The organism is Halorubrum sp. JWXQ-INN 858 (genome assembly GCF_009806985.1).
GTDB lineage: Archaea > Halobacteriota > Halobacteria > Halobacteriales > Haloferacaceae > Halorubrum.
In genome coordinates, this window is the sequence record NZ_WUAX01000005.1 from 225,937 (window position 1) to 250,284 (window position 24,348).

The 24,348-nt window shown below is 70.9% G+C and carries 22 protein-coding genes, 1 tRNA gene and 1 pseudogene; 19 read left to right on the forward strand and 5 right to left on the reverse strand.

Annotation, left to right across the window (positions count from 1 at the left end; translation table 11 throughout):
- The first annotated feature begins 1 nt into the window (after position 1).
- The 6 genes from GRS48_RS02415 (at position 2) to flaJ (ending at position 6,876) form a co-directional block, all read left to right on the forward strand.
- A complete protein-coding gene (locus GRS48_RS02415; RefSeq protein WP_159483330.1) occupies positions 2 to 1,609 on the forward strand; it encodes a FlaD/FlaE family flagellar protein in 1,608 nt (535 codons plus the stop codon).
- The gene (locus GRS48_RS02420; protein ID WP_159483331.1) at positions 1,599 to 2,117 is read left to right on the forward strand and encodes a flagellin; all 519 of its coding nucleotides are present in this window, start codon (positions 1,599 to 1,601) and stop codon (positions 2,115 to 2,117) included. Before GRS48_RS02415 ends, GRS48_RS02420 begins: the two co-directional genes overlap by 11 nt.
- Before the next feature lies 1 nt (position 2,118).
- Positions 2,119 to 2,625 carry a flagellar protein G gene (locus GRS48_RS02425; protein ID WP_159483332.1) on the forward strand — a complete coding sequence of 169 codons (507 nt, stop codon included), beginning with the start codon at positions 2,119 to 2,121 and terminating at the stop codon, positions 2,623 to 2,625.
- A gap of 2 nt (positions 2,626 to 2,627) precedes the next feature.
- Complete coding sequence (locus GRS48_RS02430; RefSeq protein ID WP_321168250.1) at positions 2,628 to 3,380, forward strand: ATPase domain-containing protein; 753 nt, start codon at positions 2,628 to 2,630, stop codon at positions 3,378 to 3,380.
- Between the two features lie 81 nt (positions 3,381 to 3,461).
- Positions 3,462 to 5,135, forward strand: coding sequence for a type II/IV secretion system ATPase subunit (locus GRS48_RS02435; protein ID WP_159483333.1), 1,674 nt, complete (start codon positions 3,462 to 3,464; stop codon positions 5,133 to 5,135).
- A gap of 4 nt (positions 5,136 to 5,139) precedes the next feature.
- Positions 5,140 to 6,876 (forward strand): archaellar assembly protein FlaJ, encoded by a 1,737-nt coding sequence (gene flaJ, locus GRS48_RS02440; RefSeq protein ID WP_159483334.1) that lies wholly within the window; start codon positions 5,140 to 5,142, stop codon positions 6,874 to 6,876.
- 53 nt (positions 6,877 to 6,929) lie between these two features.
- On the opposite strand, the gene GRS48_RS02445 is transcribed toward flaJ, so the two are convergent.
- A complete protein-coding gene (locus GRS48_RS02445) occupies positions 6,930 to 8,945 on the reverse strand; it encodes a helix-hairpin-helix domain-containing protein (protein ID WP_159483335.1) in 2,016 nt (671 codons plus the stop codon).
- A gap of 226 nt (positions 8,946 to 9,171) precedes the next feature.
- Here GRS48_RS02445 and larE point away from each other — a divergent pair, with 226 nt between their 5' ends.
- The 3 genes from larE (at position 9,172) to GRS48_RS02460 (ending at position 10,808) form a co-directional block, all read left to right on the forward strand.
- Positions 9,172 to 10,134, forward strand: coding sequence for an ATP-dependent sacrificial sulfur transferase LarE (gene larE / locus GRS48_RS02450; protein ID WP_159483336.1), 963 nt, complete (start codon positions 9,172 to 9,174; stop codon positions 10,132 to 10,134).
- Positions 10,135 to 10,224: 90 nt separating this feature from the next.
- Positions 10,225 to 10,422, forward strand: coding sequence for a hypothetical protein (locus tag GRS48_RS02455; RefSeq protein WP_159483337.1), 198 nt, complete (start codon positions 10,225 to 10,227; stop codon positions 10,420 to 10,422).
- A gap of 152 nt (positions 10,423 to 10,574) precedes the next feature.
- On the forward strand, positions 10,575 to 10,808 hold the full coding sequence (locus GRS48_RS02460; RefSeq protein WP_321168272.1) for a glutaredoxin family protein: 234 nt from the start codon (positions 10,575 to 10,577) through the stop codon (positions 10,806 to 10,808).
- A gap of 55 nt (positions 10,809 to 10,863) precedes the next feature.
- Here the strand turns inward: GRS48_RS02460 and GRS48_RS02465 are convergent, their stop codons facing one another.
- Positions 10,864 to 12,012 (reverse strand): FAD-binding oxidoreductase, encoded by a 1,149-nt coding sequence (locus tag GRS48_RS02465; RefSeq protein ID WP_159483338.1) that lies wholly within the window; start codon positions 12,010 to 12,012, stop codon positions 10,864 to 10,866.
- 160 nt (positions 12,013 to 12,172) lie between these two features.
- Between GRS48_RS02465 and GRS48_RS02470 the strand changes: the two genes are divergently transcribed.
- Complete coding sequence (locus tag GRS48_RS02470) at positions 12,173 to 13,027, forward strand: pirin family protein (protein WP_159483339.1); 855 nt, start codon at positions 12,173 to 12,175, stop codon at positions 13,025 to 13,027.
- A gap of 215 nt (positions 13,028 to 13,242) precedes the next feature.
- On the opposite strand, the pseudogene GRS48_RS02475 reads toward GRS48_RS02470, so the two are convergent.
- Positions 13,243 to 15,006 (reverse strand): annotated as a pseudogene (locus tag GRS48_RS02475) (HVO_2922 family protein).
- A gap of 152 nt (positions 15,007 to 15,158) precedes the next feature.
- Between GRS48_RS02475 and GRS48_RS02480 the strand changes: the two are divergent.
- From GRS48_RS02480 to GRS48_RS02505, 7 genes are all read left to right on the forward strand, one after another.
- Positions 15,159 to 16,325 (forward strand): amidohydrolase family protein, encoded by a 1,167-nt coding sequence (locus GRS48_RS02480; RefSeq protein WP_159483340.1) that lies wholly within the window; start codon positions 15,159 to 15,161, stop codon positions 16,323 to 16,325.
- Between the two features lie 155 nt (positions 16,326 to 16,480).
- Positions 16,481 to 16,822 (forward strand): HalOD1 output domain-containing protein, encoded by a 342-nt coding sequence (locus tag GRS48_RS02485; protein WP_159483341.1) that lies wholly within the window; start codon positions 16,481 to 16,483, stop codon positions 16,820 to 16,822.
- A 268-nt stretch (positions 16,823 to 17,090) separates the two neighbouring features.
- Positions 17,091 to 18,746, forward strand: a complete 1,656-nt coding sequence (locus GRS48_RS02490; RefSeq protein ID WP_159483342.1) for a CTP synthase — start codon at positions 17,091 to 17,093, stop codon at positions 18,744 to 18,746.
- Positions 18,746 to 19,663, forward strand: coding sequence for a glutamine-hydrolyzing GMP synthase (gene guaA / locus GRS48_RS02495; RefSeq protein WP_159483343.1), 918 nt, complete (start codon positions 18,746 to 18,748; stop codon positions 19,661 to 19,663). The genes GRS48_RS02490 and guaA overlap by 1 nt, the downstream gene beginning before the upstream one ends.
- On the forward strand, positions 19,663 to 20,067 hold the full coding sequence (locus GRS48_RS02500) for a CTP synthetase (protein ID WP_235027971.1): 405 nt from the start codon (positions 19,663 to 19,665) through the stop codon (positions 20,065 to 20,067). The genes guaA and GRS48_RS02500 overlap by 1 nt, the downstream gene beginning before the upstream one ends.
- A 193-nt stretch (positions 20,068 to 20,260) precedes the next feature.
- Entirely contained in the window at positions 20,261 to 20,425 is a 165-nt protein-coding gene (locus tag GRS48_RS15005) for a hypothetical protein (protein ID WP_200840193.1), read from the forward strand.
- An 83-nt stretch (positions 20,426 to 20,508) separates the two neighbouring features.
- Positions 20,509 to 21,258: a hypothetical protein gene (locus GRS48_RS02505; RefSeq protein WP_159483344.1), complete on the forward strand. Its 750-nt coding sequence runs from the start codon at positions 20,509 to 20,511 to the stop codon at positions 21,256 to 21,258.
- Here the strand turns inward: GRS48_RS02505 and GRS48_RS02510 are convergent.
- Positions 21,150 to 22,565: a M20/M25/M40 family metallo-hydrolase gene (locus GRS48_RS02510; RefSeq protein WP_159483345.1), complete on the reverse strand. Its 1,416-nt coding sequence runs from the start codon at positions 22,563 to 22,565 to the stop codon at positions 21,150 to 21,152. The genes GRS48_RS02505 and GRS48_RS02510 overlap by 109 nt on opposite strands.
- Positions 22,566 to 22,706: 141 nt before the next feature.
- Here GRS48_RS02510 and GRS48_RS02515 point away from each other — a divergent pair.
- Positions 22,707 to 22,780: transfer RNA gene (locus tag GRS48_RS02515), tRNA-Lys, on the forward strand.
- A 256-nt stretch (positions 22,781 to 23,036) separates the two neighbouring features.
- Positions 23,037 to 23,963 (forward strand): ketopantoate reductase family protein, encoded by a 927-nt coding sequence (locus GRS48_RS02520; protein WP_159483346.1) that lies wholly within the window; start codon positions 23,037 to 23,039, stop codon positions 23,961 to 23,963.
- A 90-nt stretch (positions 23,964 to 24,053) separates the two neighbouring features.
- Here GRS48_RS02520 and GRS48_RS02525 read toward each other — a convergent pair whose 3' ends face one another.
- On the reverse strand, positions 24,054 to 24,275 hold the full coding sequence (locus tag GRS48_RS02525) for a hypothetical protein (RefSeq protein ID WP_159483347.1): 222 nt from the start codon (positions 24,273 to 24,275) through the stop codon (positions 24,054 to 24,056).
- Positions 24,276 to 24,348: the final 73 nt, after the last annotated feature.

Here is a 24,348-nt window from a genome sequence, read left to right on the forward strand (position 1 = left end):
AATGGGCCTCGAACTACCGGTGTGGGGAGCCTCGACGGCCGTGTGGGCAGTCGCGACGCTGGGGCTCGTCGGCGCGAGCGTCCTCGATCGGTTCCTCGACGGCGATTCCGACGACACGAACGACGCCGGCGGCATGGGCGGCGACGGAGGGATGGGCGGTGACGATCCCTTCGGCGGGGGTGGCGGCGGCTCCGGCGACGGGGGGTTCGACGACTTCGACGGGATGGACGAGTGGGACGACGCCTTCGAGGAGGAGGACGGCGGCGGCGGTGCCGATACCGACGAGCTGGAGAAACGGATCGACGACCTCGAAGCCGAGGTGGCGTCGCTCTCCTCGACGGTGTCGACCGTCCGCTCGGAGAACGAGGAGATCTCGGGAACGGTCGAGGGGATCGAGGAGGACGTCCGCAACCTGCTCGACATCTACGAGATGGTCACGCGGGGGATCAACCCGTTCGTCGACGAGTCGAGCGGCTTCGACGAGATGGGCGGCGGCGAGTCGTTCGGCCTCTTCGACGACGACGGGGCCGACGAGGAGGAGCCCGAACTCGACGACGACGTCGCCAGCGCCGACGCCGACGGCTTCTTCGACGAGGAGCTGGTCGAGCCCGGCGCCGCCGACGACTTCGGGGATCTCGACGAGGATCTCGATGACGACCTCGACGAGGATCTCGGCGACGACCTCGACGACGGGCAGGGCGGGGAATCGGACGACGAACTGGACGCCGGCGACGCCGCCGACGCCGCGTCCGAAACCGAACCGGCGGACGACGGAAACGACATGAACGACGACGGAATGAGCTTCAGCGAACTCAAAGAGGAGTACGACGCCGGGGAGGCCGACTGGGCCGACGACGGCGGTGACACGGCCGCGGACGACCCCGCGGACGGGGACCCGTTCGACGACGACCCGGAGCCGCTCGACGGGGCCGGCCCCGGCGACGAGCCGGACCCGGCGGCCACGAGCGCCGATCGGGGCGTCGCGGCGGGGCCGGGCGGCGATCCGGCCGAGTCGAACGGCGGCGGCTTCGAGTACGTCCGCGAGGACGAGCTGTCGGGAGGCCGCGGAAAACCGTATCTGACGACGTTGCCCGGCGACTACGTCGGCGACCTGCTCGTGATGGAGTGGCTCGAGTTCCTCGTGTCCGAGAGCGACGTCACCGACGCCGTCCGAGCCATCAACTACTACGAGCGGATCGAGTGGGTCGGCGGCGACGCCGCCGCGCGGCTCCGTGACTTCCTCTCCGGCTTCGGGACGATCGATCGGAACCTCGTCGATCGGCCGGGCACCGACCGACTGGTCCGGGAGCACCACACGCGGAGCCTCCGGTACATCACCCAGCTGAACGGGACGAGCGCACACACCGTGCTCCTCGACCGTTGGGACGTCCTCGCCGGCGGGTCGCTCGTCGGCGGGACGCCGCCCGGTCCCGAACCCTCCGAGCCCGCGCCGCGCGATCGCGGCAGCCACGGTACGCGTGCCTCGAACGGCGGCGACGCCGCGGCCCGCCACGAGGGGAACGGGACGTCACCCCGCCCGATGAACGACCCGGATCCGCGCTCGGACCGCGCCGATCCGGCCGACGGAGGGTGGGGAGATGGGCGTTAGCGTCTCCGCTTCCACGGCCATCATCGTCGCGGGGCTGTTCTTCGCGTTCACCACGTTCTACCCGGTCGCCGGGAACGGGTTCGAGCGCGTCACCGCCGCCGAGCGGGACGTCCACGACCGCGCGCTCGACCGGCAGAACACCGCGATCGCGATCGACGACGCGGCGTACCACGAGGACCCGGACCCCGGCGACGGGGCGACCGAGGACGAGGTCGTCGTCGCCGTCGTCAACGACGGCGCGACCGGCCTCGTCGTGAGCGACACGACGCTCGTCGTCGACAACGGGTACGTCGACCTCGCGGCCGTCGACACGACGGTCGTCGGCGATGCCGAGGGCGACGACCCCGACGGCGACACCGACCTCTGGCTGGCCGGGGAGACGCTGACGGTGACGCTCGTTGACGCCGACGTCGACGGCGCGGTGGCCGACGCCGACCGCGTCGGGGTCGTCACCGAGCCGGGCGTTCGCGACGCGGCCACCGTGACGGACGCGGAGGTGGAGGCCTGAGATGGCGAGCGTCCCCGTCTCCCACCTCGTCCTGTTCGTCGCGAGCCTCGTGATCGCCGCCGGCGTCGTCGGCACGGTCACGACCGGCGTCGACCGGGTGAGCTCCGCGGTCAACGACGGCAGCCTCGACGCGACCGAACAGCTCCGGACGGACGTGACGGTCATCTCCGACGCCAGCGCCGGGGTCTACGAGCACGACCCGGACGCCGACGTCAACGAGGTCACGCTCCTGGTGAAGAACACGGGCACCCAACGGCTCGCCCCGGACGGATCCGGGCTCGACGTCGTCTTCGACGGCCAGTACGTCGCCGGCGACGCGACGGACGGCGAGCTCGTCTCCGCGGGGACGGGGGCGGCGTGGGCCCGCGGCGACGTGCTCGAGTTGACGATCGACGTCGACGCGGTGAACGACGGCGAGCCGCTCGACGAGGGCACCGACCACCGGGTGTACATCACGGTCAACGGCGACGAGGAGCTGTTCCAGTTCCGCGTCGAGGGGGGGAGCTAACCGTGCCCCGGAGCGACAACCTGCTGTCGCTGGGCTTGGGCGACCGCGACCGATTGAACAAGGAGCTCGGCGGCGGCATCCCGCGCGGCAGCATCGTCCTCATCGAGGGCGACTACGGCGCGGGCAAGAGCGCGCTGTCACAGCGCTTCTCGTACGGGCTGGTCGAAGAGGGCGCGTCGGTGACGCTGATGTCGACGGAGCTGACGGTCCGCGGGTTCATCGACCAGATGCACTCGTTGGAGTACGACGTGGTGAAGCCGCTGTTGCGCGAGGAGCTGCTCTTCTTGCACGCCGACTTCGACTCCGGCGGGGCGTTCTCCGACACCGACGGCGAGCGCAAGGAGCTGCTCAAGCGGTTGATGAACGCGGAGGCGATGTGGAAGTCGGACGTCGTCTTCCTCGACACGTTCGACGCCATCTTCCGGAACGACCCGACGTTCGAGGCGTTGATCCGGAAGAACGAGGAGCGGCAGGCGGCCCTCGAGATCATCTCCTTTTTCCGCGAGATAATCTCGCAGGGAAAGATCGTCGTGCTTACGGTCGACCCGTCCGCAGTCGACGACGACGCCATCGGCCCGTTCCGCTCGATCGCCGACGTGTTCATCGAGCTCGAGATGATCGAGGTCGGCAGCGACATCCGGCGGCAGATCAACGTCAAACGGTTCGCCGGCATGGGCGAACAGGTCGGCGACACGATCGGCTTCTCGGTCCGTTCGGGGACCGGGATCGTGATCGAGAGCCGCAGTGTCGCGTAACGCGACGCGGGTCGGGCCACCGGTCACGGCGCGGTATCGACACGGACGACCACACGGACGCGGACGACGACACGAGCAGGAATGACCGAACACGGGACCGCGAAACCCTCGGACGAGCTTCGAAAGGCCGCCATGCGGCGGCCACACCTACGGGAACACCTCCGGGAGTTCAAACAGATCACGGGGGAGTTCCCGCTGTTCATCGACGAGCCGAAAGGCGAGTACGAGTCGCACCGTCCGAACGTCCTCTACCCGGTCGGCGGGCCGATCTACTGTCACGTGTACGGCGACCTCGGCCAGGAGACGAAATACTACGCCATCGAGCCGAAGATGTCCGGACCGCAGGCGGCGATCCTCGAGCAGGTGAAATCCAAGCTGCTCACCGCGAGCGGTCAGCACGACGCGCCGGACTCCGAGTCGGAGTACGACGACCTCATCGAGCAGCTGTTGGAGGACGTCACCCACGTCCGAGGCAACCGCGAGGGGTGGCGACGACTGCTCGAACGGCTGCGCAACTGGGGGACGCTGTCGGTGACCGAGGAGACGTACGAGGACATCCGATACCGGCTCAACCGCGACATCGTCGGGCTCGGCCCGCTCGAGCCCGTGATGCGTGACCCCGCCAACGAGGACATCCACGTCATCGGTCCCCACGAGTGTCACGTCGACCACGGCACGTTCGGGATGTTGGAGACGACCGTCGACTTCGGGGACCGGAAACGGTTCGACAGCTGGCTGCGGAACATGGGCGAGCGGATCGGCGACCCGCTGTCCGACTCCGACCCCATCGTCGACTCCACGCTGCCGGACGGGTCGCGTATCAACATCATCTACTCCGACGACGTCTCGCTGAAGGGCTCCTCGCTGACGATCCGGCAGGGCCAGGAGCAGCCGCTGTCGATCAACCAGATCACCGACTGGGGGACGCTCTCGCCGCAGCTGTCGGCGTACCTCTGGCTCTGTTTGGAGAACGAACAGACCGTCTTCGTCGTCGGGGAGACGGCGTCCGGGAAGACGACGACGCTGAACGCGATCCTCTCGTACATCCCGCAGGACTCGAAGATATACACCGCCGAGGACACGGCGGAGGTCATCCCCCCGCACAACACCTGGCAGCAGCTGTTGACCCGTGAGGGCGGCGACGAGGGCTCCTCGGACGTCGACATGTTCGACCTGGTCGCGGCCGCGCTGCGCTCGCGTCCCGACTACATCATCGTGGGGGAGGTCCGCGGCGCGGAGGGGCGCATGGCGTTCCAGGCGGCCCAGACGGGCCACCCCGTCATGTTGACGTTTCACGCGTCCGACATCGTCTCGATGATCCAGCGGTTCACCTCCGAGCCGATCAACGTCCCCGAGACGTTCATGGACAACGCCGACGTGGCGCTGTTCCAGAACCGGGTGAAACAGGGCGACGACGTGCTCCGTCGCGTGACGAGCGTGCAGGAGATCGAGGGTTACTCGAAGGAGATGGGCGGGGTCGTCACCCGCGAGGCGTTCAGCTGGGACCCGGTCGAGGACGAGATCGTCTTCCAGGGGATGAACAACTCCTACGTGCTCGAAGAGCAGATCGCGACCCTGCTCGGCTACGCGGACACCCGCGACATCTACGACGACCTGCAGTTCCGTGCGGACCTGATAGAGCGGATGATCCAGGAGGGGATCCTGGGCTACCACGAGGTGAACGACGCGATCGACGCGTTCCAGCGCGACGGCGTCGAGGGGCTCCCGTTCGACATGCACCGGAAGATCGGGTGACTCGATGTCGGTGAAACGCGCGGGCGACGGGGTCGCGACCGCGGTCCGGCTGACGGGCGAAGTGCTCGAGTCGTACGAGAAGCTCGACGTCTCGAAGCGACAGTACCTCGGCTACGTGTTGCTGCCGGCTCTCGGAGTGTTCCTCGCGAGCGTCGTCGGCCTGTTCCTGCTCCCGCTCCCGCTGGCCGCCCGCGTTCCGGTCCCGATGTTCGGCGCGCTCGCGCTGGTCGCGGCGGTCGTCTACCCGAAGATCTATCTCAGCAGTCAGGAGAACCACATCGACAACCAGCTCCACCTCGTGATGACGCACATGACCGTGCTGTCGACGACGAACATCGACCGCATGGAGGTGTTCCGGACGCTCGCCGCCGAGGAGGAGTACGGCGTCGCCGCCGAGGAGATCGGCCGGGTCGTCCACCTCGTCGACACGTGGAACCAGAGCCTCGACGAGGCCTGTCGCCGCCGCGCGAAGGAGGTCCCCTCCGCCGCCATGGGCGACTTCTTCGACCGGCTCGGCTACACGCTCGGGGCGGGCCAGTCGCTGGAGACGTTCCTCTTTTCGGAACAGGACGTGATGTTGACGCAGTACGAGACGCTGTACGAGTCCTCGCTGTCGAACTTGGAGGTGATGAAGGACCTCTACATGTCGATGATCCTCTCGGTGACGTTCGCGCTGGTGTTCGCCATCGTCCTCCCGATCCTCACCGGCAACGATCCGACCGCCACCGTCGCCGCCGTCATCGTCCTCTTCGTCTTCGTTCAGATGGGGTTTTACGTCGCCATCCGCGCGATGTCGCCGTACGACCCGATCTGGTACCATCCCGAGGAGCGGTCCCCGGGCGACCTGAAACTGTGGGCGTCGCTCGGCGTCGGCGGCGCGCTCACGTTCGGGCTCATCGGGGTCACGGCCGCGGGGATGTTCGGGTACGGCCCCGGCCTCCCCGGGCTGTTGTGGTTCATCGACGACGTGCGGCTCCCGCTGTACCTCGCCGTCCCGATCACGCCGATGGCGATCACGGGGGTGATCCTCCGGGCGGAAGAGGAGGCGATCACGGCTCGCGACGCCGAGTTCCCCTCCTTCATCCGCGCGCTCGGGGCGACCGAGAGCGCGAAACAGTCGACGACGACGGACGTGTTGACGACGCTCCGGGACAAGGACTTCGGGGCGCTCTCGCCCGCGATCGAACGCCTCTACCGCCGGCTCAACATGCGGATCAGCACGGAGGGGGCCTGGCGCGCGTTCTCGCGTGACACCCGCTCGTACCTCATCCAGAAGTTCTCCGAGATGTACCTCGTCGGGCGGCGGATGGGCGGCGAGCCGAAGCAGCTCGGCGAGCTCGTCTCGCGGAACATGAACGCCGCGAACCAGCTCCGCGAACAGCGCCGGCAGGCCGCGGTCACGTTCGTCGGGCTCATCTACGGGATCACCGTGGCGGCGACGTTCGCCTTCTTCATCGGGTTGGAGATCGTCTCGATCCTCGCCGACCTCTCGGCGGACTTCGAGATGGAGCGGATGGACATCGGCCAGATCATCTACGCCGGCGCGTACGACATCCCGCTCATCGAGTACCTGCTTCTCACCGTCGTCATCTTCAACGCCGCGCTCTCCTCGCAGATGATCCGGACGATCGACGGCGGCAACCCCGCGAACGGCTACATTCACTTCGTGCTGCTCACGTGGCTCGGCGCGCTCACCGCCATCGCGACCCGGACGCTCGTCAACGCGCTGTTGACGATCTGAACGGGTCGATCGACGTCGCTCCGAGCCGCCTCCGGACGTCGCTCCGAGCCGCCTCAGAACTTCTCCAGGAGGCGCGCGTAGAAGTCGCCGCCGCGGTCGTCGGCCAGCTTCTCGACGATGAGCTCCGGCGTCGACCGCGCCAGGTGGTCCTTCTTCGGGGACCGGTTCACCCGGAGCTCGCCGTCGACGAGCCCGACCGCCTCGATCCCGTCGACGGCGACGTCGGCGGCGGCCGCCTCGCGTATCTCCCGGGCGAGGTGCGAGACGAAGACGGCGGTGGCGTCCTGGCCGTCGAGCGCCTCGAGGATGCCGGCGATGATCTTCGCGGACGCGCCGGGTTCGGTGATCGACTCCAGCTCGTCGACGAGGACGAGCCGCCCCGCCGCGCCCTCGACGAGGTCGCCGAAGTCCCGCAGCGTCGCCTCGAACGCGCCCGCGTCGAGCGTCCCCTGTGACTTCGCGTAGTAGTGGACCTCGGTGAACCGCTCGAGCTCGGCCTCCGCGGCCGGCACCGGCATCCCCATGTGCGCGAGGACGACGACGAGCGCGACGAGGTCGAGCGTCGACGTCTTCCCCCCGGAGTTCACGCCCGACAGCAGCGTCACGCCCGACACCTCGTAGTCGACCGGATCGACCGCCTCGAACGGGACGTCGAGCAGCGGCGAGCGCCCGCCGACGATCCGGAACCCGGTGACCGCGTCCGCCGCCGTCGCGTCCCGTTCCCCGTCAGGGCCGCCGACGGTGGGCATGACGCAGTCGAAGTCGCGTGCGAACCGCGCGATCGCGAGCTCGACGTCGAGCTCGAGCGCGTCGCGGACGAGCGCCTCGACCGGCTCCCGAAGCGCGCCGAGGTCGTGGGCCAGCTCCGCTTTCAACCGCGCCGCCCGGCGGTCCCGCGCCGCCGAGAGCTCGGTCCGCAGCCGGGACACCGCGTGCTCCGCGTGCTCGACCGGGAACGTCGGGTCGTCGCCGAAGGCGTGGCCGGCCAGTTCGGCCTCGTCGGGCTCCAGCCGGAGCGCGTCGACGAGGTGCTCGCGGGCGCGCTCGAGGGCGACGTCGTACTCGTCGGCCAGCTCCCGGTCGAGCAGCGAGTCGACGCGCGCGCCCTGCTCGACGAGCGAGAGGAAGTCGGTCCCCTCGATGGTGACGTCGCGCTCGCGGATCGCCTCGCGGAGCCGGTCGTCGGCGACGGACTCGGCGGTCGCCACCGCGGCGTCGAGGTCGTCGACCGCGGCGGTCAGCCGCCGGAGCTCCGCGTCGCCGACGACCGTCCCGTCGTCGTCGAGCCGCGCGAGCGCGTCCCGGAGCCGGTCGGGGTCGGCGGCCGCCCCGTCGACGGTCCCCGCGGCCTCGTGGACGGCGGCCGCGGCGGTCAGCCGGTCGCGGTTCGCCGCGAAGAAGGCCAGCAGCCGCTCGGGGACGGTGTCGGCCGGGGTCTCCAGCGCGTCCGGGCGAACGTGGACGTCGCCCTCGACGTCGAGCCCGGCGAACTCCTCGTCGAGGACGATCACGGTCGCGTACGAGCGCGCGAGCTCGGAGATCCCGCGGGCGTCCTCGACCGTCTCGACGGAGAGCTCGGGCACCGCCGACTCGGCGGCCGCGTACGTCTCCGCGTCGGCGGTGGCGAGACACCGGTCGCGGACCCGGACCGGGCCGGGCGTTTCGAGGGGTTCGACCCCCGAGAGCGCCTCCAGGACCGCGGGGTCCGGCTCGCGCTCCGTCGCCGTCGCGACGAACGCCTGCGCCTCGGCGATCCGGGAGGCGGAGCCGCTCGGGTAGAACGTCTCCAGCCGTTTCTCGGCGTACTCGGTGACCGTTCGCTCCTTCAACAGGCCGACCGCGTCGCGGTACGCCTCGCGGGCGCGGTTGGTCGCGAGCAGCCGGCCGTCGTCGTCGTGTCGCCGACGGATCGCGCCGCGAGCGATCCGAGCGGCTCGGGCCTCGTTCACGCCGGGCGCACGGGCGATAGCGGCGACGTCGCCGGACTCGACGGTCGCGGCCGGGTCGTCGAGCTCGCGCAGCGCCGCGGCCGTCTTCGCGCCGACGCCGGGGATCGCCTCGAGGTCCATCTACCCGCGGGTATCGCGGGAAGGCGCAAAAGGGTACGGGGTCCGGCGGCCGCTGCCCCCCGTCGCCCACGGGCCCCGCCGCGGCCGACGCCCCCCGTCGCCTACGGCCCCGCCGCGGCCGACGCCCCCCCCGTCGCCTACGGCCCCGCCGCGGCCGACGCCCCCCCGTCGCCTACGGCCCCGCCGCGGCCGACGCCCTTTTTCCCCATGGGCCCGAACGCGTCCCATGACTCGGGACCCCCTCGCCGCCGCCCCCGACGGGCTCGATCCGGGCACGGCGGCGAAAGCGACGGCCGCACGGGACGCGCTCTCGGAACGCGACGGCGTCGTCGTCGCCTTCTCCGGCGGCGTCGACTCCTCGGTCGTCGCCGCGCTCGCGTACGACGCGCTCGGAGCCGACGCGATCGCGTGTACCGCCCGCAGCGAGACGCTGCCCGCCGCGGAGCTCGACGACGCCGAGCGCGTCGCCGCCGAGATCGGGATCCGCCACGAGACGACGACGTTCTCGGAGCTCGACGACCCGAACTTCGTCGTCAACGACGGCGAGCGCTGTTACCACTGCCGGACGATGCGGCTCGGGAAGATGTACGAGGTCGCCCGCGACCTCGAGATCGGCACGGTCTGTGACGGGACGAACGCCGACGACCCCGGCGAGGGGCACCGACCCGGGCTCCGGGCGGTCGAGGAGCTCGACGTGTTCTCGCCGCTGTTGGCCGAGGGGATAACCAAGTCGGAGGTTCGCGCGATCGCGGACGCGTACGGGCTCTCCGTGGCGGATAAACCCTCGATGGCGTGTCTCTCCTCGCGTATCCCGACCGGACTGCGGGTCACGGAGGAGCGGCTCACCCGCGTCGAGAAGGCCGAGCGGCTCCTTCGCGAGTGGGGGTTCGAGGGGTTCCGCGTCCGGGACCACGACGGGCTCGCGCGCGTCGAGATCGCGCCCGACGAGCTGGAGCGCGCGCTCGATCCGGCGTTCGCCGAGGCGGTCCACGAACACCTCTCGGACCTCGGTTTCGACTACGTCACCCTCGACATGGCCGGCTACCGGACGGGGAGCGTGAGCCCCGGCGAGGAGGACGGGGCGGAACGCGATGCGGGCGGGAACGACGGGACGGGCGCGGGGGACGCTAGCGACGCGCCCGAACGGGACGCCTCCGCGATCGATCTCGGCCGCGAGTACCCCCGCTAAGGCGATCTCGAGGCAGTCGGTTCCCCGACGTTATCAGCCGGGAGAACCGGACGCGAACCGTTATTAGGCGGATCCGTGAACCGCCGGACGATGGACGACCCGAACACGCTCGCGGTGCTGGCCGGCGGCGTCGGCGGGGCGGTCGGCGCGTTCGTCGGCGTCGCGATCGGCGGCGACCCGCTGACGGTGACGCTCACCACGCTCGTCGTCGCCCTGCTGGTCGGCGGCGCGGTGATCGCGAGCGCGGTGATCGCCGGCGACGTCGAGTTCGTCGCCGACGCGGAGTGAGCGGCCCGACCGAAAGGCACTCGTCGCCGGCCCGCGACCCATCCGGCGTGAGCGACCCGTCTCCCGACGACCTCGAGACGCCCGGCGGATCCCCCGACGACCTCGAGACGGCCGACACGGAGCCCGGCCGCGACGACGCGGTCCCCGTCACGATCTACACTCGCGAGGGGTGCTCGCTGTGTACCGTCGCACACGGGACGGTCGAGCGCGTCGCGGCGGACCTCAGCGTCGCGGTCGCGGTCGACCTCGTGGACGTCGACGAGGACCCCGAGCTGGCCGACGAGTACGGCGAGCGCGTCCCGTACGTGTTCGTCGACGGCCACCCCGCGTTCAAGTACGAGATCGACGAGCGCGAGCTCCGCCTGAAGCTGCTGTCGGCGGCGTGACTGCCCCGACCGCGAGGACCTACCCGCTGACTGTCCGTCGCCCGGGTCGCCGTCGCTACTCCCCGAACCGATCGACGCGGAAGGGTTTCAGGTCCGTCTCGGGCTCGACGCCGCGGACCGCGTCGGCGACGAGCTTCCCGCTGTAGGGCCCGAGCGTCAGGCCGGTCGGTCCGTGCCCCGTCGCGAGGAAGGCCCCTTCGACCGATGGGACCGGGCCGAGGATCGGGAGTCCGTCGGGTGACGCCGGGCGGAGCCCGACGCGCGTCTCCACGTGCCGGGCGTCCGCGAGCCCGGGCGCGACGCGGAGCGCCTCCGTCGACACCTCGCGGAGCCCCTCGAGCGTCACGGACGGCGCGAAGCCGGAGCCGGTCTCCCGCGTCGCGCCACAGGCGACGCGGCCGTCGGGCCACGGCACCTGGTACTGGTGGCGGAACGCCTTCACGATGGGCCACTCGCCGGACGGTCGCGGAGCGTCGAGCGGGCCGACGTCGAGGTGAAGGATCTGTCCGCGCTGAGGCTCGACGGGGACGTCGACGCCGAGGTCAGCGCCGAACCGCGGCGACCACGCGCCGCCCGCGATCACCACGGCGTCCGCGTCGTACGCGTCGCCCGCGGCGGTCGTCACCCCCCGAACGGAGCCGTTCTCGACCCGGATCCCCGTCACGTCCCCGCGTTCGGTCGTCACGCCGAGGGACCGCCCCGTCTCACAGAGCGCGGCCGTGAACGCCCGGCCGTCCACCCGTGCGCCATCCGCGTAGTGGGTCACGCGCTCGGCGTCGGCCAGCGGCGGGTACAGCTCCCGCGCCCGTTCGGCGCTGATCTCGGCGGTGCGGTCCGCGCGCGGGCGACCCCGTTCGGCGGTCCGCCGCTCGGTGCGCCGTTTCTCCTCGAGGTAGTCGTCGACCTCGTCGGGGTCGACCGCGACGCTCAACAGCCCGGTCCGCGCGTAGCCGTGGTCGTCGCCGTCGAGCGCCGCCGCCAGCTCCGGGTAGTAGTCGGCGGCCTCGAGCGCGAACGCGAACCACGTCGGCGACGCCGACCGGCTCGACGTCGCCGGGAAGACGATCCCCGCGCCCGCGTCGGTGGCCCGCCCCTCGTCCTCGCGGTCGATGAGCAGCGTCTCCGTTCCGTTCCGTGCCAGGTGGTAGGCCGTGGACGCGCCGACGAGCCCCCCGCCGACGACGACCGCGTCGTGTTCGGACATGCAGACAACCGGCGGGGCGTCGAGGTAAACGTTGTCGGTCGTTCCCACGGCCTGGCGTACCTGAAGAAGGCCGCCCGGTGCGATGGACGGGAGCGGCCGAAGCGGATGGAGCCGGCCGCGGCACAGAACCCATTTGACGCTCGCGGCCCTTCTCGGAGCTATGGACGACCCAGCGCCGACGCAGGTGCCGCCGCGGATCCACGTGACCGGTCGCTCGACGGTCGTGCGGGATCAAGGGGGGTTCCGAACCCGGTTCGACTTCCCCGGCCGTGCGGTCCCCGGCCACGAGGACCACGGCTACGGCCCGTTGGCGACGGTCGTCGAGTCGTTCCTCGACCCGGGAACGCACATCCCGATGCACGCCCACCGCGACGAGGAGATCGTCTCGTGGGTGCCCGACGGCGTGATGCGCCACGACGACCGCCAGGGGAACGACCTGGTCACGGATTCCGAGCACCTGTTGGTGATGAACGCCGGCCGCGGGTTCTGGCACGCCGAGTCGACCCGCGCGGACGACCCGCCGCTGCGGATGCTCCAGATCTTCGTCCGCCCGCACGCCATCGGGCTCGATCCCGGCATCCAACACGAGCCGATCCCCGAGCCGGTCCCGAACGAGTGGCGACACCTGTTCGGTCCGGTGGACGGCGACGCCCCGCTGTCCGTCCGCAACGCGGTCGACTGTCGCGACTGCCGGCTCGCCGCCGGGTCGGCGGTCGCGCTCCCGTCCCGTCGCGACCCCGATCGGGACACCTACCTCTACGTGTTCGACGGCGCGGTGACCGTCAGCGCCGACGCGACACCCGCCGACGCGCCGTCCGCAGACACGCCGTCCGCCGACACGCCGCCCGCCGACACGCCGCACGATGACGACCCGACCGCCCTCGAACGGGGCGAAAGCGCGCTCGTCGTCGGCACGGACGGGTTCACCGTGACCGCGGACGCGGACGCGACGCTCGTGGCCTTCTCCATCGATCCCGACGCCCCGATCACCCGGCAGGGGACGATCGGTCGTTGACCGGTCGCGACGAGTGGTACTGCCCGGTCGCGACGAGTGGTACTGCCCGGTCGCGACGATCGGTGCTGTCCGGTCGCGATCGGGGCGGCTCGGCGGATACTGCTTGCGAGGGAATCCTCGCCCTTCAGGTCGGGGAGGATGTCAAAAGTGGTTTCTCAGACGGATCGAGGATAAGCGAACGGCCGATTCCAGGATCGCTCGGTCCACCGTCCCGCTCAGTCCGCCGTCCCCGCCTCGACGGTCTCCTCGGCGGCGTTCGGTGCGTTCCGCTTCACGCCGGTGACGGCGTCGACGGCGTTCGACCGGGAGGCGTACCCCTCGCCGGAGTCGGCGACGATGTTGCCGTTGCGGTGGCGGAGCCGCCAGCGCCACTCGTCGGCGTTGTCCTCGTAGATCTCGAAGGCGGCGTTCCCGACGTCCAACACGTCGGCGTCGGGGCCGTACTCCCGAACGCGGTCGATCGCGTCGCGGGCGCCGCTCTTCGAGGCGTACCCCTCGCCGGAGTCGGCGACGATGTTGCCGTTGCGGTGGCGGAGCCGCCATCGGTACTCGCCGGCGTTGTCCTCGTATAGCTCGAAGGTCGCGCTCATAACGTCCGTACGTCTCACGCGATCGATATAAAGGTGGTCGGCGGCGTGACGGCACGCGACCGCGTTCTGCGCGCTTTCCTGCGTTCTGCGCTCACCGCGTTCTGCGCTTTCCCGCGCTTACAGTTCCTCGACGTCGGCGTCGGCGACGTTCGAGCGCACGCTGTCGGCCCCCTGTCGGGCCTTCGTCCGGGAGCTGTACCCCTCGCCGGAGTCCGCGAGGATGTTGCCGTTCTCGTGGATGAGCCGCCAGCGCCACTCGCCGGCTCGGTCGCGGAACAACTCGAAGGCGGCCGGGTCGACCCGGAGGTAGTCGGCGGCGGCGACGTGTTCGCGGACCCGCGAGAGCGCGCGCTTCGCGTTCGACTTCGAGGCGTACCCCTCGCCGGAGTCGCCGATGACGTTGCCGTTGTCGTGTCTGAGCCGCCATCGATACTCGCCGGCGTTGTCCTCGAACAGCTCGAACGTCGCCCGGCTCGCGAGGTCGTCGTCCGCGCTCGGGACGGCGACGTCGGGGCTCGCGGCGTCCTCGGGCTCGGGCCCGTCGTCGTCGGCGATCGCCGCCGCCTCCGCGGGCGGGGTCTCGATCCGGAGCAGCCCCGCGCCGAGCGCGTTCCGCTTCACGCTGTGGAGTCCCTGCTGGGCCTTCCCGCGGCTGCTGTACCCCTGTCCCGCCGTCGCGATCACGTTGCCGTTGCGGTGGCGGAGCCGCCACCGGGCCTTCCCGGCGCGGTCCTCGAACAGCTCGAACCGGGCCTTGCTCGACCGGAGCGCCTCGACCTCGGCGTTCGCCGCCGTCAGCTCGTCGTCGAGCTCCGTCGCGCGCGCTTCCGCCGCCGCGAGGTCCGCGGTCGCGGCGTCGAGCTCCTCGGCCGTCTCGGCCAGCTCCGCTGCGGTCTCCTCGCGGGCGGACTCGGCGTCGGCGGACGCCGACTGCATCCGCTCGTAGTCCTCGCGCACCGGGTCGGTCACGAGCGGGACGATCGCCCCCGCGAGCCCGATGATGACCACGCCGGCCGCGTAGAGCGCGTTGACGACCGCGTTGCCCGTCGATCGCGACCAGCCGTCGGGGAAGACGACGAAGAAGTAGACGACGGCAGCAACCGTGAGGAAGCCGCCGATCGCCGCCAACGTCGTGGCGGAGCGGCGCAGCGGGAACCTGACGATCGCGCCGATCATCACGAGCGGCGGCGACAGCGCGACGAACGCGTAGCCGACCGCCCGCGCGCCCGTTCGCGGCTCGGTCAGCGCGAAGAGGACGACGCCGACCACGCCGAGCAACACCCCAAGCGCGAACAACCAGTACCCCCGCACCTCGTCGTCCGTCGTCGGGGTGCCGATCCGTCCCTCGTATAGGTCCGCGAGCGCCCCCGACGGTTTCGTACTTGCCATATTCGTGAGGATACATGTCTGATCACTTATCTGTGGGGGTAGATCTCACCTGAACCGGACCGGCCGAGCGGGGTCGGACCGGACCGACAGCCGCCGCGGTCCCCGACTTCCGCGATCGGACCATTTACCCGGTCGTCCGCCCCTGATGAGGTATGCACTTACTCACCGGCGGTCGCGTGGCCGACGTCGACGGCACGCGCGAGGCGGACGTCGCGATCGAGGACGGAACGGTCGTCGCCGTCGGGGACCTCCGCGACCTCGTCGACGACCGAGAGCCGACGACGACGGACGTCTCCGGGAGCGTGATCGCGCCGGGACTGATCGACGCGCACGTGCACCTGATGATGGACGGCCGCCCGGACGTCGCAAGCGCCGCTTCCGAGAGCGACTACGCCGCGAGCTACCACGCCGCACACAACCTGCGGGCGGCGGTGAACGCGGGCGTCACCGCGGTCCGCGACCTCGGCGCGCGCGGGACGCTCGCGATCGACGCGGGCGAGGCGGTCGCGGACGGGACGCTCACGGGTCCGCGGGTCGTCGCCTGCGGCCGCAACGTGATCATGACCGGCGGCCACGGCAACTGGTTCGGCCGCGAGGCCGACGGCCCGGCGGAGGTCCGGAAGGCGGCCCGCGAGCAGCTGAAGGACGGCGCGGACGTACTCAAGTGCATGGCGACCGGCGGCGTGCTCACCGAGGGGGCCGTCACGGGCGCGCCCGAACTCACCCGCGAGGAGCTGGCGGCGTTCACGGACGCGGCCGCGGCGACGGGCACCCCGACGGCGGCGCACGCACACGGCGAGGTCGGGATCAAGAACGCCGTCCGCGCGGGGATCTCGAGCGTCGAACACGGCACGTTCATGGACGCCGAGGCGGCCGAGCTGATGGCCGAGAACGGGACGTACTGGGTGCCGACCGCGAGCGCGCTCGCCGGGATCGTCGACAACGGCGTCGAGGCGGGGATCCCCGCGGACGCCGTCGCGAAAGCCGAGGACGCCGCGGACCGGTTCGCGGGCGCGTGGGAGCACGCGCTCGACGCGGACGTCCCGATCGCGATGGGCACCGACGCGGGCACGCCGTTCAACCGCTTCGCGGAGATCCCACAGGAGTTGGCGTACATGGTCGATTACGGCCTCTCGCCGGCGGCGGCGCTCGAGGCGGCCACCGTCAACGCCGCCGACCTCCTCGGGCTCGACGACGCCGGGCGCGTCGCCGAGGGGTATCGCGCGGACCTCGTCGTCCTCGAGGCCGATCCGAACGCGGACGTCACGGCGTGGCGCGACCCCGAGACCGTCTTCGTCGGCGGCGAGCCGGTCGCCTGAGTCGGTCGCCCGAGCCGGTCACCTGAGCCGGTCGCCCGAGACGACGCGGTACCGCAGTTACGGGTCTCGAGACGGCGTACCGGGCCGGTGTCGATCGTTCGAACCCGGATTATTTCGGCTATCAGTATAACCCCCCGTGTCCCGCACCCTCACACATGGCAGACGAGGGAACCGCGGTTTATCAGTCAAGTACACCGGTCGTCGACGCGAGATACGGGGGAGAAACGGGACGATCGCCGGCGATGGCCGTGATCGATGCGGTAGCCGAGGCGGCGGATATCGACCCCACCGAGTTGCCGCCGTTGTACGAGTCCGTCGACCCGGACGCGCTCGACGCGCTGTTCGGCCGCGACGGCGGGCGGGGCGACGCCGCGCTCTCGCTCAGCTTCACGGTCGGCTCGTGGAACGTGTTCGTTCGCGCCGACGGGAAGGTCCGCGTCTGTGACGACACCCAGCCGACCGATCCGGAGCCCGCGTTCACCGGCCACTCGGCGTAGCGAGCCACTCACCGTAGCCGGCCGTTCGGCGTTCGTGGCCGTTCGGTGTGCCCCGGCCCGCCCCCGGTAGCATCGCGTCGCCCTCCCTCCGACGCGCTCGCCGCCGCGGCCGGGTCGTTCCGTCCCGTTCCGTATCGTGATCCCCGATCGTTCCGTTCCGTATCGTGATCCCCGATCGTTCCGTACCGTGACCGTCGGTTTCGTGACACGCCTTGGCGGTCGGCGGGCCCTCCGAAACGGTTTTGCCGGCCCCTGACGGACGGTCAGTATGCCGACGGATCCCGATACGGGGTACGACCCCTCGCTGGGTCGGAAGTTCGTTTTCGTAACCGGGGGCGTCATGTCCGGGCTGGGTAAGGGCATCACCGCCGCCAGCACCGGCCGACTCCTCGCGAACGCGGGCTTCGACGTGACCGCCGTCAAGGTGGACCCGTACCTCAACGTCGACGCCGGAACGATGAACCCCTACGAGCACGGCGAGGTGTACGTGCTCAAGGACGGGGGGGAGGTCGACCTCGACCTGGGGAACTACGAACGGTTCCTCGGGACGGACATGACCTTCGATCACAACGTCACGACTGGCAAGACCTACCAGCACGTCATCGAGCGCGAACGCGCCGGCGACTACCTCGGGAAGACGGTCCAGATCATCCCGCACGTCACCGACGACATCAAACGCCGCATCCGGGAGGCCGCCGAGGGGAGCGACGTCTGTCTCATCGAGATCGGCGGAACCGTCGGCGACATCGAGTCGATGCCGTTCCTCGAGGCGCTCCGACAGTTCGCCCACGAGGAGGACCCCGAGGACATCCTCTTTGCACACGTCACGCTCGTCCCGTACTCGAAGAACGGCGAGCAGAAGACGAAGCCGACCCAACACTCGGTGAAGGAGCTGCGGTCGATCGGCCTGCAGCCCGACGTCCTCGTCGGCCGGTGTACGGAGCGGCTGGACCCGGAGGTCAAAGAGAAGATCGCGCTCTTCTGTGACGTGCCGACGGAGGCCGTCTTCTCGAACCCCGACGTCGAGGACATCTACCACGTCCCGCTGATGGTCGAGGACGAGGGGTTAGACGAGTACGTGATGGAGCGGCTCGACCTCGTCGACGAGGCGCTGCCGAAGGCGGACCGCTCCACCGAGTGGCGCGAGCTCGTCACCCGGGACCGAACCAAGGAGATCGACGTCGCGCTCGTCGGCAAGTACGCGCTGGAGGACGCCTACATGTCGATCCACGAGGCGCTGAAACACGCCGGCATCGAGACGCGAACCGAGGTGAACGTCCACTGGGTCGACGCCGACGAGACGCGCGATCACCACCTCGAACGGCTGGAGGACGCCGACGCCGTCGTCGTTCCCGGCGGCTTCGGCTCCCGCGGGACGGAGGGGAAGATCGAGGCGATCCGTCACGCCCGCGAACACGACGTCCCCTTCCTCGGGCTCTGTCTCGGCTTCCAGATGGCGGTCGTCGAACACGCGCGGAACGTCCTCGGGCTGGCGGGCGCACACTCCGCGGAGCTCGACCCCGACACGCCGTACCCCGTCATCGACCTCCTCCCCGACCAGCACGACACCGAGGAGATGGGCGGGACGATGCGGCTCGGCGCACACGAAACCGACATCGAGCCCGGGACGCTGGCGGCCACGGTGTACGGCTCCGGCTCGTGTACCGAGCGTCACCGCCACCGCTACGAGGTGAACCCCGAATTCATCGACGACCTCGAGGCCGACGGGTTGCGGTTCTCCGGACGGGCCGGCCGGCGGATGGAGATCCTCGAACGCGAGGACCACCCGTTCTTCTTCGGGACGCAGGCACACCCCGAGTTCCGGTCGCGGCCGGACCGGGCGAGCCCGCCGTTCGTCGCGCTCGTCGAGGCGGCGTTAGGATCGATGGACACAACAGAGCACGACGCGGACGTACCCGTATAATGGTCGACACGGACGAGTTCATCGAGGAGGCGGTCGAGGAGATCGGCGAGACGATCGGCGACGCGAACGCGGTCATCGCGCTGTCGGGGGGCGTCGACTCCTCCGTCGCGGCGACGCTCGCGTACGAGGCGGTCGGCGACCAGCTGACCCCCGTGTACGTCGACACCGGGCTGATGCGGAAGGGCGAAACCGACGAGATCCGCGAGACGTTCGCGTTCATGGAGTCGCTGCGCGTCGTCGAGGCACAGGACCGGTTCTTCGACCGGCTGGCGGGCGTCACCGACCCCGAGGAGAAGCGACACGTCATCGGCGAGGGGTTCATCGACGAGTTCGAGCGGGTCGCCCGCGACGTCGGCGCGGACTACCTCGTGCAGGGGACGATCTACCCGGACCGCATCGAGTCGGAGGGGAACATCAAGTCCCACCACAACGTCGGCGGGCTCCCCGACGTCGTCGACTTCGACGGGATCGTCGAGCCGGTGCGTGACCTGTACAAGGACGAGGTCCGCGAGGTCGCGCGCGCGCTCGGCCTCGAGGAGGTCATCGCCGAGCGGATGCCGTTCCCCGGCCCGGGCCTCGCCGTCCGGATCGTCGGCGAGGTCACCCGCGAGAAGGCGGGCGTGGCCCGCGAGGCGTGTCACGTCGTCGAGGAGGAGTTGGCGGAGTACGAGCCGTGGCAGGCGTTCGCGGCCGTGATCGGAAAGGCGACGGGCGTGAAGGGCGACAACCGGGTCCACGGCTGGGTCGTCGCCGTTCGGTCCGTCGAGAGCCGGGACGGGATGACCGCGCGGGCCCAGGAGATCGACTGGAACACGCTCCAGCGGATCCAGAGCCGGATCACCGGCGAGAACGAGAACGTCGCCCGCGTCGTCTACGACGTCACCCACAAACCCCCCGCGACGATCGAGTACGAGTGATGTCGGACCAGGACACCGAGCGGAAGGCGGACCAGGACGCCGAGCGGGACGACGAAGACGACGCCGTCCGAGCGATCGTCGTCGGTCCCGACGAGCACGGGCTCGGCGAGGAGCTGATCGCGCTCGACGCCGTCGTGACCCGCATCGAGGGCGTCGTGGCGACGGAGGCGCTCCGCGCGGCCGGCATCGAGGACGCGGACTACCTCGTGGTGACCGACGTCGAGGAGGCGACCGGCATCCCGGTCGCAAAGGAGCGGAACCCCGACGTCGTCGCGGTGACGTACGCCGAGCGGTCGCTCCCGGCGTTCGTCGCCGCGGTCGCCGACGTCGCGATGGACCCGGCGCTGTTGAGCGCCGCCGCGGTCGCCGAGGAGCTGGCGGGCGGGAACGACGACGATCGGTAGCGAGCGGGTCGTTCGGTAGCGAGCGGGTCGTTCGGGAGGAGCGGGTCGTTCGGGAGCGGGCAACCTACGAGCGGATCGTCCCACGCCGCACCCGCTCGCGCCGATACGGTTCACACTCCTCCCCGATCGTACGGCTCACCGACATATCCATAACGAACATTTTATTTGCGATATCGCGATAGTTGACGTCGTCATGGCGAAACTCGGTCAGGGGTGCAGGGAACACCTCGAAAAGGCCCTCCGTATCGACGACCCCAAAGAGAAGAACTTCCACATCCGACACGTCCTCCAGTCGGCGAGCGTCGACGACTCCCCGACGGACGCCGAGCGGGACGACCGCCCCGCCGACGGCGACTGATCGGCCGGACCGGTCCCTCCCGGACGGCCGCGATTCCTGCCCCGGTGCCCGCCGCTTATATACGCGCACACGAACGGGTCCGTATGGACGAGGAGCCACGCGCCGACCGTCGCTCCCCCGTCGGCGAACCGGTCGTTCGGGCCGACCCCGAAGTGACCGGCGAGCGGGCGGCCGAGGCGGTCGGCTTCGACCCGGACGACCCCGAGAGCCTCGCTGCGGCCGCCGACACCGTGCGGCGGTTCGCGACCGGCGACGTCGCGGACGACGACCACGTGTTGATGCTCCGCGGCGCGGCGGCGTGTGCGGCGCTCGTCCGGGGGGTCGGGTCGTACAAGGCGGCCGCCGAGCGCGCCGGCGACGGCGTCTCCGTCTCCTTCATCCGGAAGTGGGCCCGCGTCCACGACCTCCCGCAGGCGGTCCGCCGGCACGTCGCCCGCGGACGGATCGCGCCGAGCGCGGCCAAACACGTCGCCCGGGTCGCCGGGGACGACCGCTACCTCCTCGCGTGGGCGACGATCGACGCCGACCTCACGGTCCGTGACGTCCGTGCGGTCGTCTCCGCGATCCACGACGGGTCGGACGCCGAGACGGCGCTCCGTGACGTCGGCGTCGACGTCGGCCGGCTGACGCTCCGGCTCCCGACGGCGGCGTACGTCGACCTCCGCCGGCACGCCTCGATGCACAACGTGGACCCGGGCGTCGTGGTCGGCGAGGCGTTGGCGGCCTACTTCTCGGCGGACGGCTCCGACGGGAGGTCCGCCGGCGACTCGCCCGCGACGGATCCCGACGACTCGCTCGAGGACTCGCTCGGCGATCCGCGCGACGACTCGTAGCCGGCCGCGAACCGACGGACGGCGGCCGCGATCGCCGCACGCCCCGACTCCACTTCGTCCCAAACGATCGTCTCGTCCGGGTAGTGTGCCTCACCGATGTCGCCCGGGCCGAAGAGTACCGCGGGGATCCCCGCCTCGACGTAGTGTCGCGAGTCGGCACCGTACGTCGCGCCCTCCGGCTCCCGGTCGGGGAGCCCGACGTCCCCCAGCCCCTCGCGGACGGCGGCCACGATCGGCTCGTCGGGGGCGATCTCGGCGGGCTCGAACTGGACCGAGAACCGTTCGAACGTCGGCGGGTGCTCGCGCAGCCAGGGGTCGTCGGCGACGATCGACGCGAGGCGCTCGCCGAACAGCGCCTCGGCCTCGGCGACGGTCTCGCCGGGCGCGACGCCGATCCGGAACTCGGCGGTCAGCGACGCGGGCACGGTCGAGGCCCACGACCCGGCGGTGACGGTCCCGCAGACGACGGGGAACGGGACGGGGAACTCCTCGTAGAGGGGATGATCGATCGAGGCCGTCCGCTCGGCTTCGAGGTCGGTGAACGCCCCGCGGATCCGCTCGAAACGCGGGAGGACGTCCTCGCCGTTCCAGCGGGTGGCGGCGTGTGCGCTCCGCCCCGTTAGCTCCAGGCGCGCCATCAGGCTCCCGCCGCAGGCGACGATCGGCGCGAGGTCGGTCGGCTCCGCGACGATCGCGGCGTCCCGCTCGAAGGGGTACGGGTTCGCCAGCGCGGCGGTCGCCGCGCCGTAGCCGCCGTCCTCCTCGCCAGCGACCGCCTCGACGACGACGCGAAGTCCGTCGGCGACGCCCGACCCGTCGTCGGCCTCGAACGCGTCTCGGACGTCGAGTGCCGCCCCGACGCAGGCCGCTAATCCGGACTTCATGTCGGCGGCCCCGCGGACGGTGAACGTTTCCGCGTCGGGGTCGTCGCGGTCGACGGCGGTCCCGTCGGCGTCGCGCCACGTCGGTTCGAACGGGTCGCTCGACCACGACCCGCGCTCGGCGGGCACGACGTCGAGGTGGCCGTTGAGGACGACGGTCGGGTGGTCGTCGTCGCCGTCGGCGGTCGCGTCGCCGAGCGCGAGGACGCCGCCGACGCTCCGGCGGCCCGCGACGTCGATGGCGGCGGGGTCGTCGGGGAAGGAGGGATGGTCCGCGAGCAGGTCGGCGTCGGCGTCCCAGACGACCGTCTCGAAGCCGAGCGCGTCGAGGCGGTCTCGGACCCACGCCGTCGCGTCGGCCTCCTCGCCCGCGGTCGATCGGAACCGGCAGAGCCGGTCGGTGAACCGGCGGAGATCGAACTCCATGGTCGCGGCGATGGCGGCGTCGGTGGTAACGTTTCGGGTCGACGGGGATCGCCGGCGTCGTCCCGTTGTGACGGCGAGCACCGGTCGGCCCGTCCGTCGTTTCTAAACGCTTATCAGTCACCTGCCGCTAGTAGCGGGTGCGGGCCGGTAGCTCAGTTAGGGAGAGCGTCCGGCTTTTAACCGGACGGTCGGGGGTTCGAATCCCTCCCGGCCCGTTGTCCCGCCGCGAGCACCGTCGCGAGCGGCGTCGTCGTGACCCCTTTTAAGCCCCGAACGTCGTCGCGACCCCTTTTAAGCCCCGAACGTCGTCGCGACCGCGCCCCACGCCTCCCGAACCCGAGGCCGCGGCTGCTTATAAGGGCCCACGGGGGTCCCTTGCGCGTCCTCGGAGCCGAGGCTCGTCGTCCCCTTATATATCGCCCGCTTCGCCGAACCGTCACGGCTTTCGCTCCTCGGGCGCGTTCCGGGCGTATGGAGGTCCTCGTGTACGGTGCCGGTGCGCTCGGGAGCCTCGTCGGCGGGCTGTTAGCGCGGGCGCACGACGTCACGCTCGTCGGGCGCGACCCACACGTGCGACGGGTCCGGACGGCCGGGCTCCGGATCGACGGAGCGATCGCGGCCGACGTCTCTCCCCGGGCGGTGACCGACGGGCGCGACCGCTCGGCGGACGTCGCGATCCTGACGACGAAGGCGTACGACGTCGACGCGGCCGCCAGCGACCTCGCCACCGGGACGTACGACGTCGTCGTCCCGCTCTCGAACGGGCTCGTCGAGGAGCGGCTCGCGGACGCCCTGTCGGGGACGCCCGTGCTGGCCGGAACCGCGAGCTACGGCGCGCGGCTGTCGGAGCCGGGCCGCGTGACCTGTACCGGCGTCGGCGAGGTCACGGTCGGCGCGCTCGCGGGCGGACCTGACCCCGCCGCCGACCGCGTCGCCCGCGCGTTCGACGCCGCGGGGATCGAATCGGTCGCCGCCGCGGACATGCCCCGACGTCGCTACGAGAAGCTCGCGGTCAACGCCGGGATCAACGGGCCGTCGGCGCTCGCGCGGGTCGAGAACGGGGCGACGGTCGCGGCCCCGATCGGCGCGGTCGCCCGTGCGGCGGCGCGGGAGGTCGCCGCCGTCGCGCGGGCCGAGCGCGTCGGTCTCGACGACGACGCGGCGGTCGCCGCCCTCGAACGGGTCGCCGTCGACACTGCCGCGAACCACTCGTCGATGCGCGAGGACGTGGCGGCGGGGCGGCGCACGGAGGTCGACGCGATCTACGGGGCCGTCGTCGATCGGGGGGTCGAACACGGGGTTCCGACGCCGACGTGCCGGACGCTCGCGTCGCTGCTCCGCGGTTGGGAGGTCGGCCAGGAGCTCCGAGCGGGTGAGGGCTCGCCGTCGACGGACTGACTCCGACTGCCGCGTCGGACGGCGTCGTCGATAGCGGGTCGATACGCGGCACGAAAACGAACGGTCGGGTCTCGGCGGTCGCGACCGGCCTCAACACCACTCCTCGAGGACGGGCGCGTCCGTCTCGTCGACGGAGAGCCACGCGTCCTCGCGGGAGACGTCGGCGATCACGAGCTCCGATCGGGACCGGACGGAGTCGATCGACGCCATCACGTCCGGCGACGGCGTCGGTACCGCGTCCGCACCGGTCGGCAGTGCCGTCGGCCGGCGGTCGGGGTCCGGTGCGTCCCAGGGAGTGGAACTCCGTGACATGCTTGTCACTAATTCGCAACCATTGATAAGGATTGCGAACTCGCGTTCGCGTCGGCGATATCGCCACACAAAC

Excerpts from the sequence above, each read along its gene's own strand:
- GRS48_RS02415 (WP_159483330.1), top strand. The coding sequence starts at position 2 with ATGGGCCTCGAACTACCGGTGTGGGGAGCCTCGACGGCCGTGTGGGCA.
- GRS48_RS02420 (WP_159483331.1), top strand. The coding sequence starts at position 1,599 with ATGGGCGTTAGCGTCTCCGCTTCCACGGCCATCATCGTCGCGGGGCTG.
- GRS48_RS02425 (WP_159483332.1), top strand. The coding sequence starts at position 2,119 with ATGGCGAGCGTCCCCGTCTCCCACCTCGTCCTGTTCGTCGCGAGCCTC.
- GRS48_RS02435 (WP_159483333.1), top strand. The coding sequence starts at position 3,462 with ATGACCGAACACGGGACCGCGAAACCCTCGGACGAGCTTCGAAAGGCC.
- flaJ (WP_159483334.1), top strand. The coding sequence starts at position 5,140 with ATGTCGGTGAAACGCGCGGGCGACGGGGTCGCGACCGCGGTCCGGCTG.
- GRS48_RS02445 (WP_159483335.1), bottom strand. The coding sequence starts at position 8,945 with ATGGACCTCGAGGCGATCCCCGGCGTCGGCGCGAAGACGGCCGCGGCG.
- larE (WP_159483336.1), top strand. The coding sequence starts at position 9,172 with ATGACTCGGGACCCCCTCGCCGCCGCCCCCGACGGGCTCGATCCGGGC.
- GRS48_RS02455 (WP_159483337.1), top strand. The coding sequence starts at position 10,225 with ATGGACGACCCGAACACGCTCGCGGTGCTGGCCGGCGGCGTCGGCGGG.
- GRS48_RS02465 (WP_159483338.1), bottom strand. The coding sequence starts at position 12,012 with ATGTCCGAACACGACGCGGTCGTCGTCGGCGGGGGGCTCGTCGGCGCG.
- GRS48_RS02470 (WP_159483339.1), top strand. The coding sequence starts at position 12,173 with ATGGACGACCCAGCGCCGACGCAGGTGCCGCCGCGGATCCACGTGACC.
- GRS48_RS02480 (WP_159483340.1), top strand. The coding sequence starts at position 15,159 with ATGCACTTACTCACCGGCGGTCGCGTGGCCGACGTCGACGGCACGCGC.
- GRS48_RS02485 (WP_159483341.1), top strand. The coding sequence starts at position 16,481 with ATGGCAGACGAGGGAACCGCGGTTTATCAGTCAAGTACACCGGTCGTC.
- GRS48_RS02490 (WP_159483342.1), top strand. The coding sequence starts at position 17,091 with ATGCCGACGGATCCCGATACGGGGTACGACCCCTCGCTGGGTCGGAAG.
- guaA (WP_159483343.1), top strand. The coding sequence starts at position 18,746 with ATGGTCGACACGGACGAGTTCATCGAGGAGGCGGTCGAGGAGATCGGC.
- GRS48_RS02500 (WP_235027971.1), top strand. The coding sequence starts at position 19,663 with ATGTCGGACCAGGACACCGAGCGGAAGGCGGACCAGGACGCCGAGCGG.
- GRS48_RS15005 (WP_200840193.1), top strand. The coding sequence starts at position 20,261 with ATGGCGAAACTCGGTCAGGGGTGCAGGGAACACCTCGAAAAGGCCCTC.
- GRS48_RS02505 (WP_159483344.1), top strand. The coding sequence starts at position 20,509 with ATGGACGAGGAGCCACGCGCCGACCGTCGCTCCCCCGTCGGCGAACCG.
- GRS48_RS02510 (WP_159483345.1), bottom strand. The coding sequence starts at position 22,565 with ATGGAGTTCGATCTCCGCCGGTTCACCGACCGGCTCTGCCGGTTCCGA.
- GRS48_RS02520 (WP_159483346.1), top strand. The coding sequence starts at position 23,037 with ATGGAGGTCCTCGTGTACGGTGCCGGTGCGCTCGGGAGCCTCGTCGGC.
- GRS48_RS02525 (WP_159483347.1), bottom strand. The coding sequence starts at position 24,275 with ATGTCACGGAGTTCCACTCCCTGGGACGCACCGGACCCCGACCGCCGG.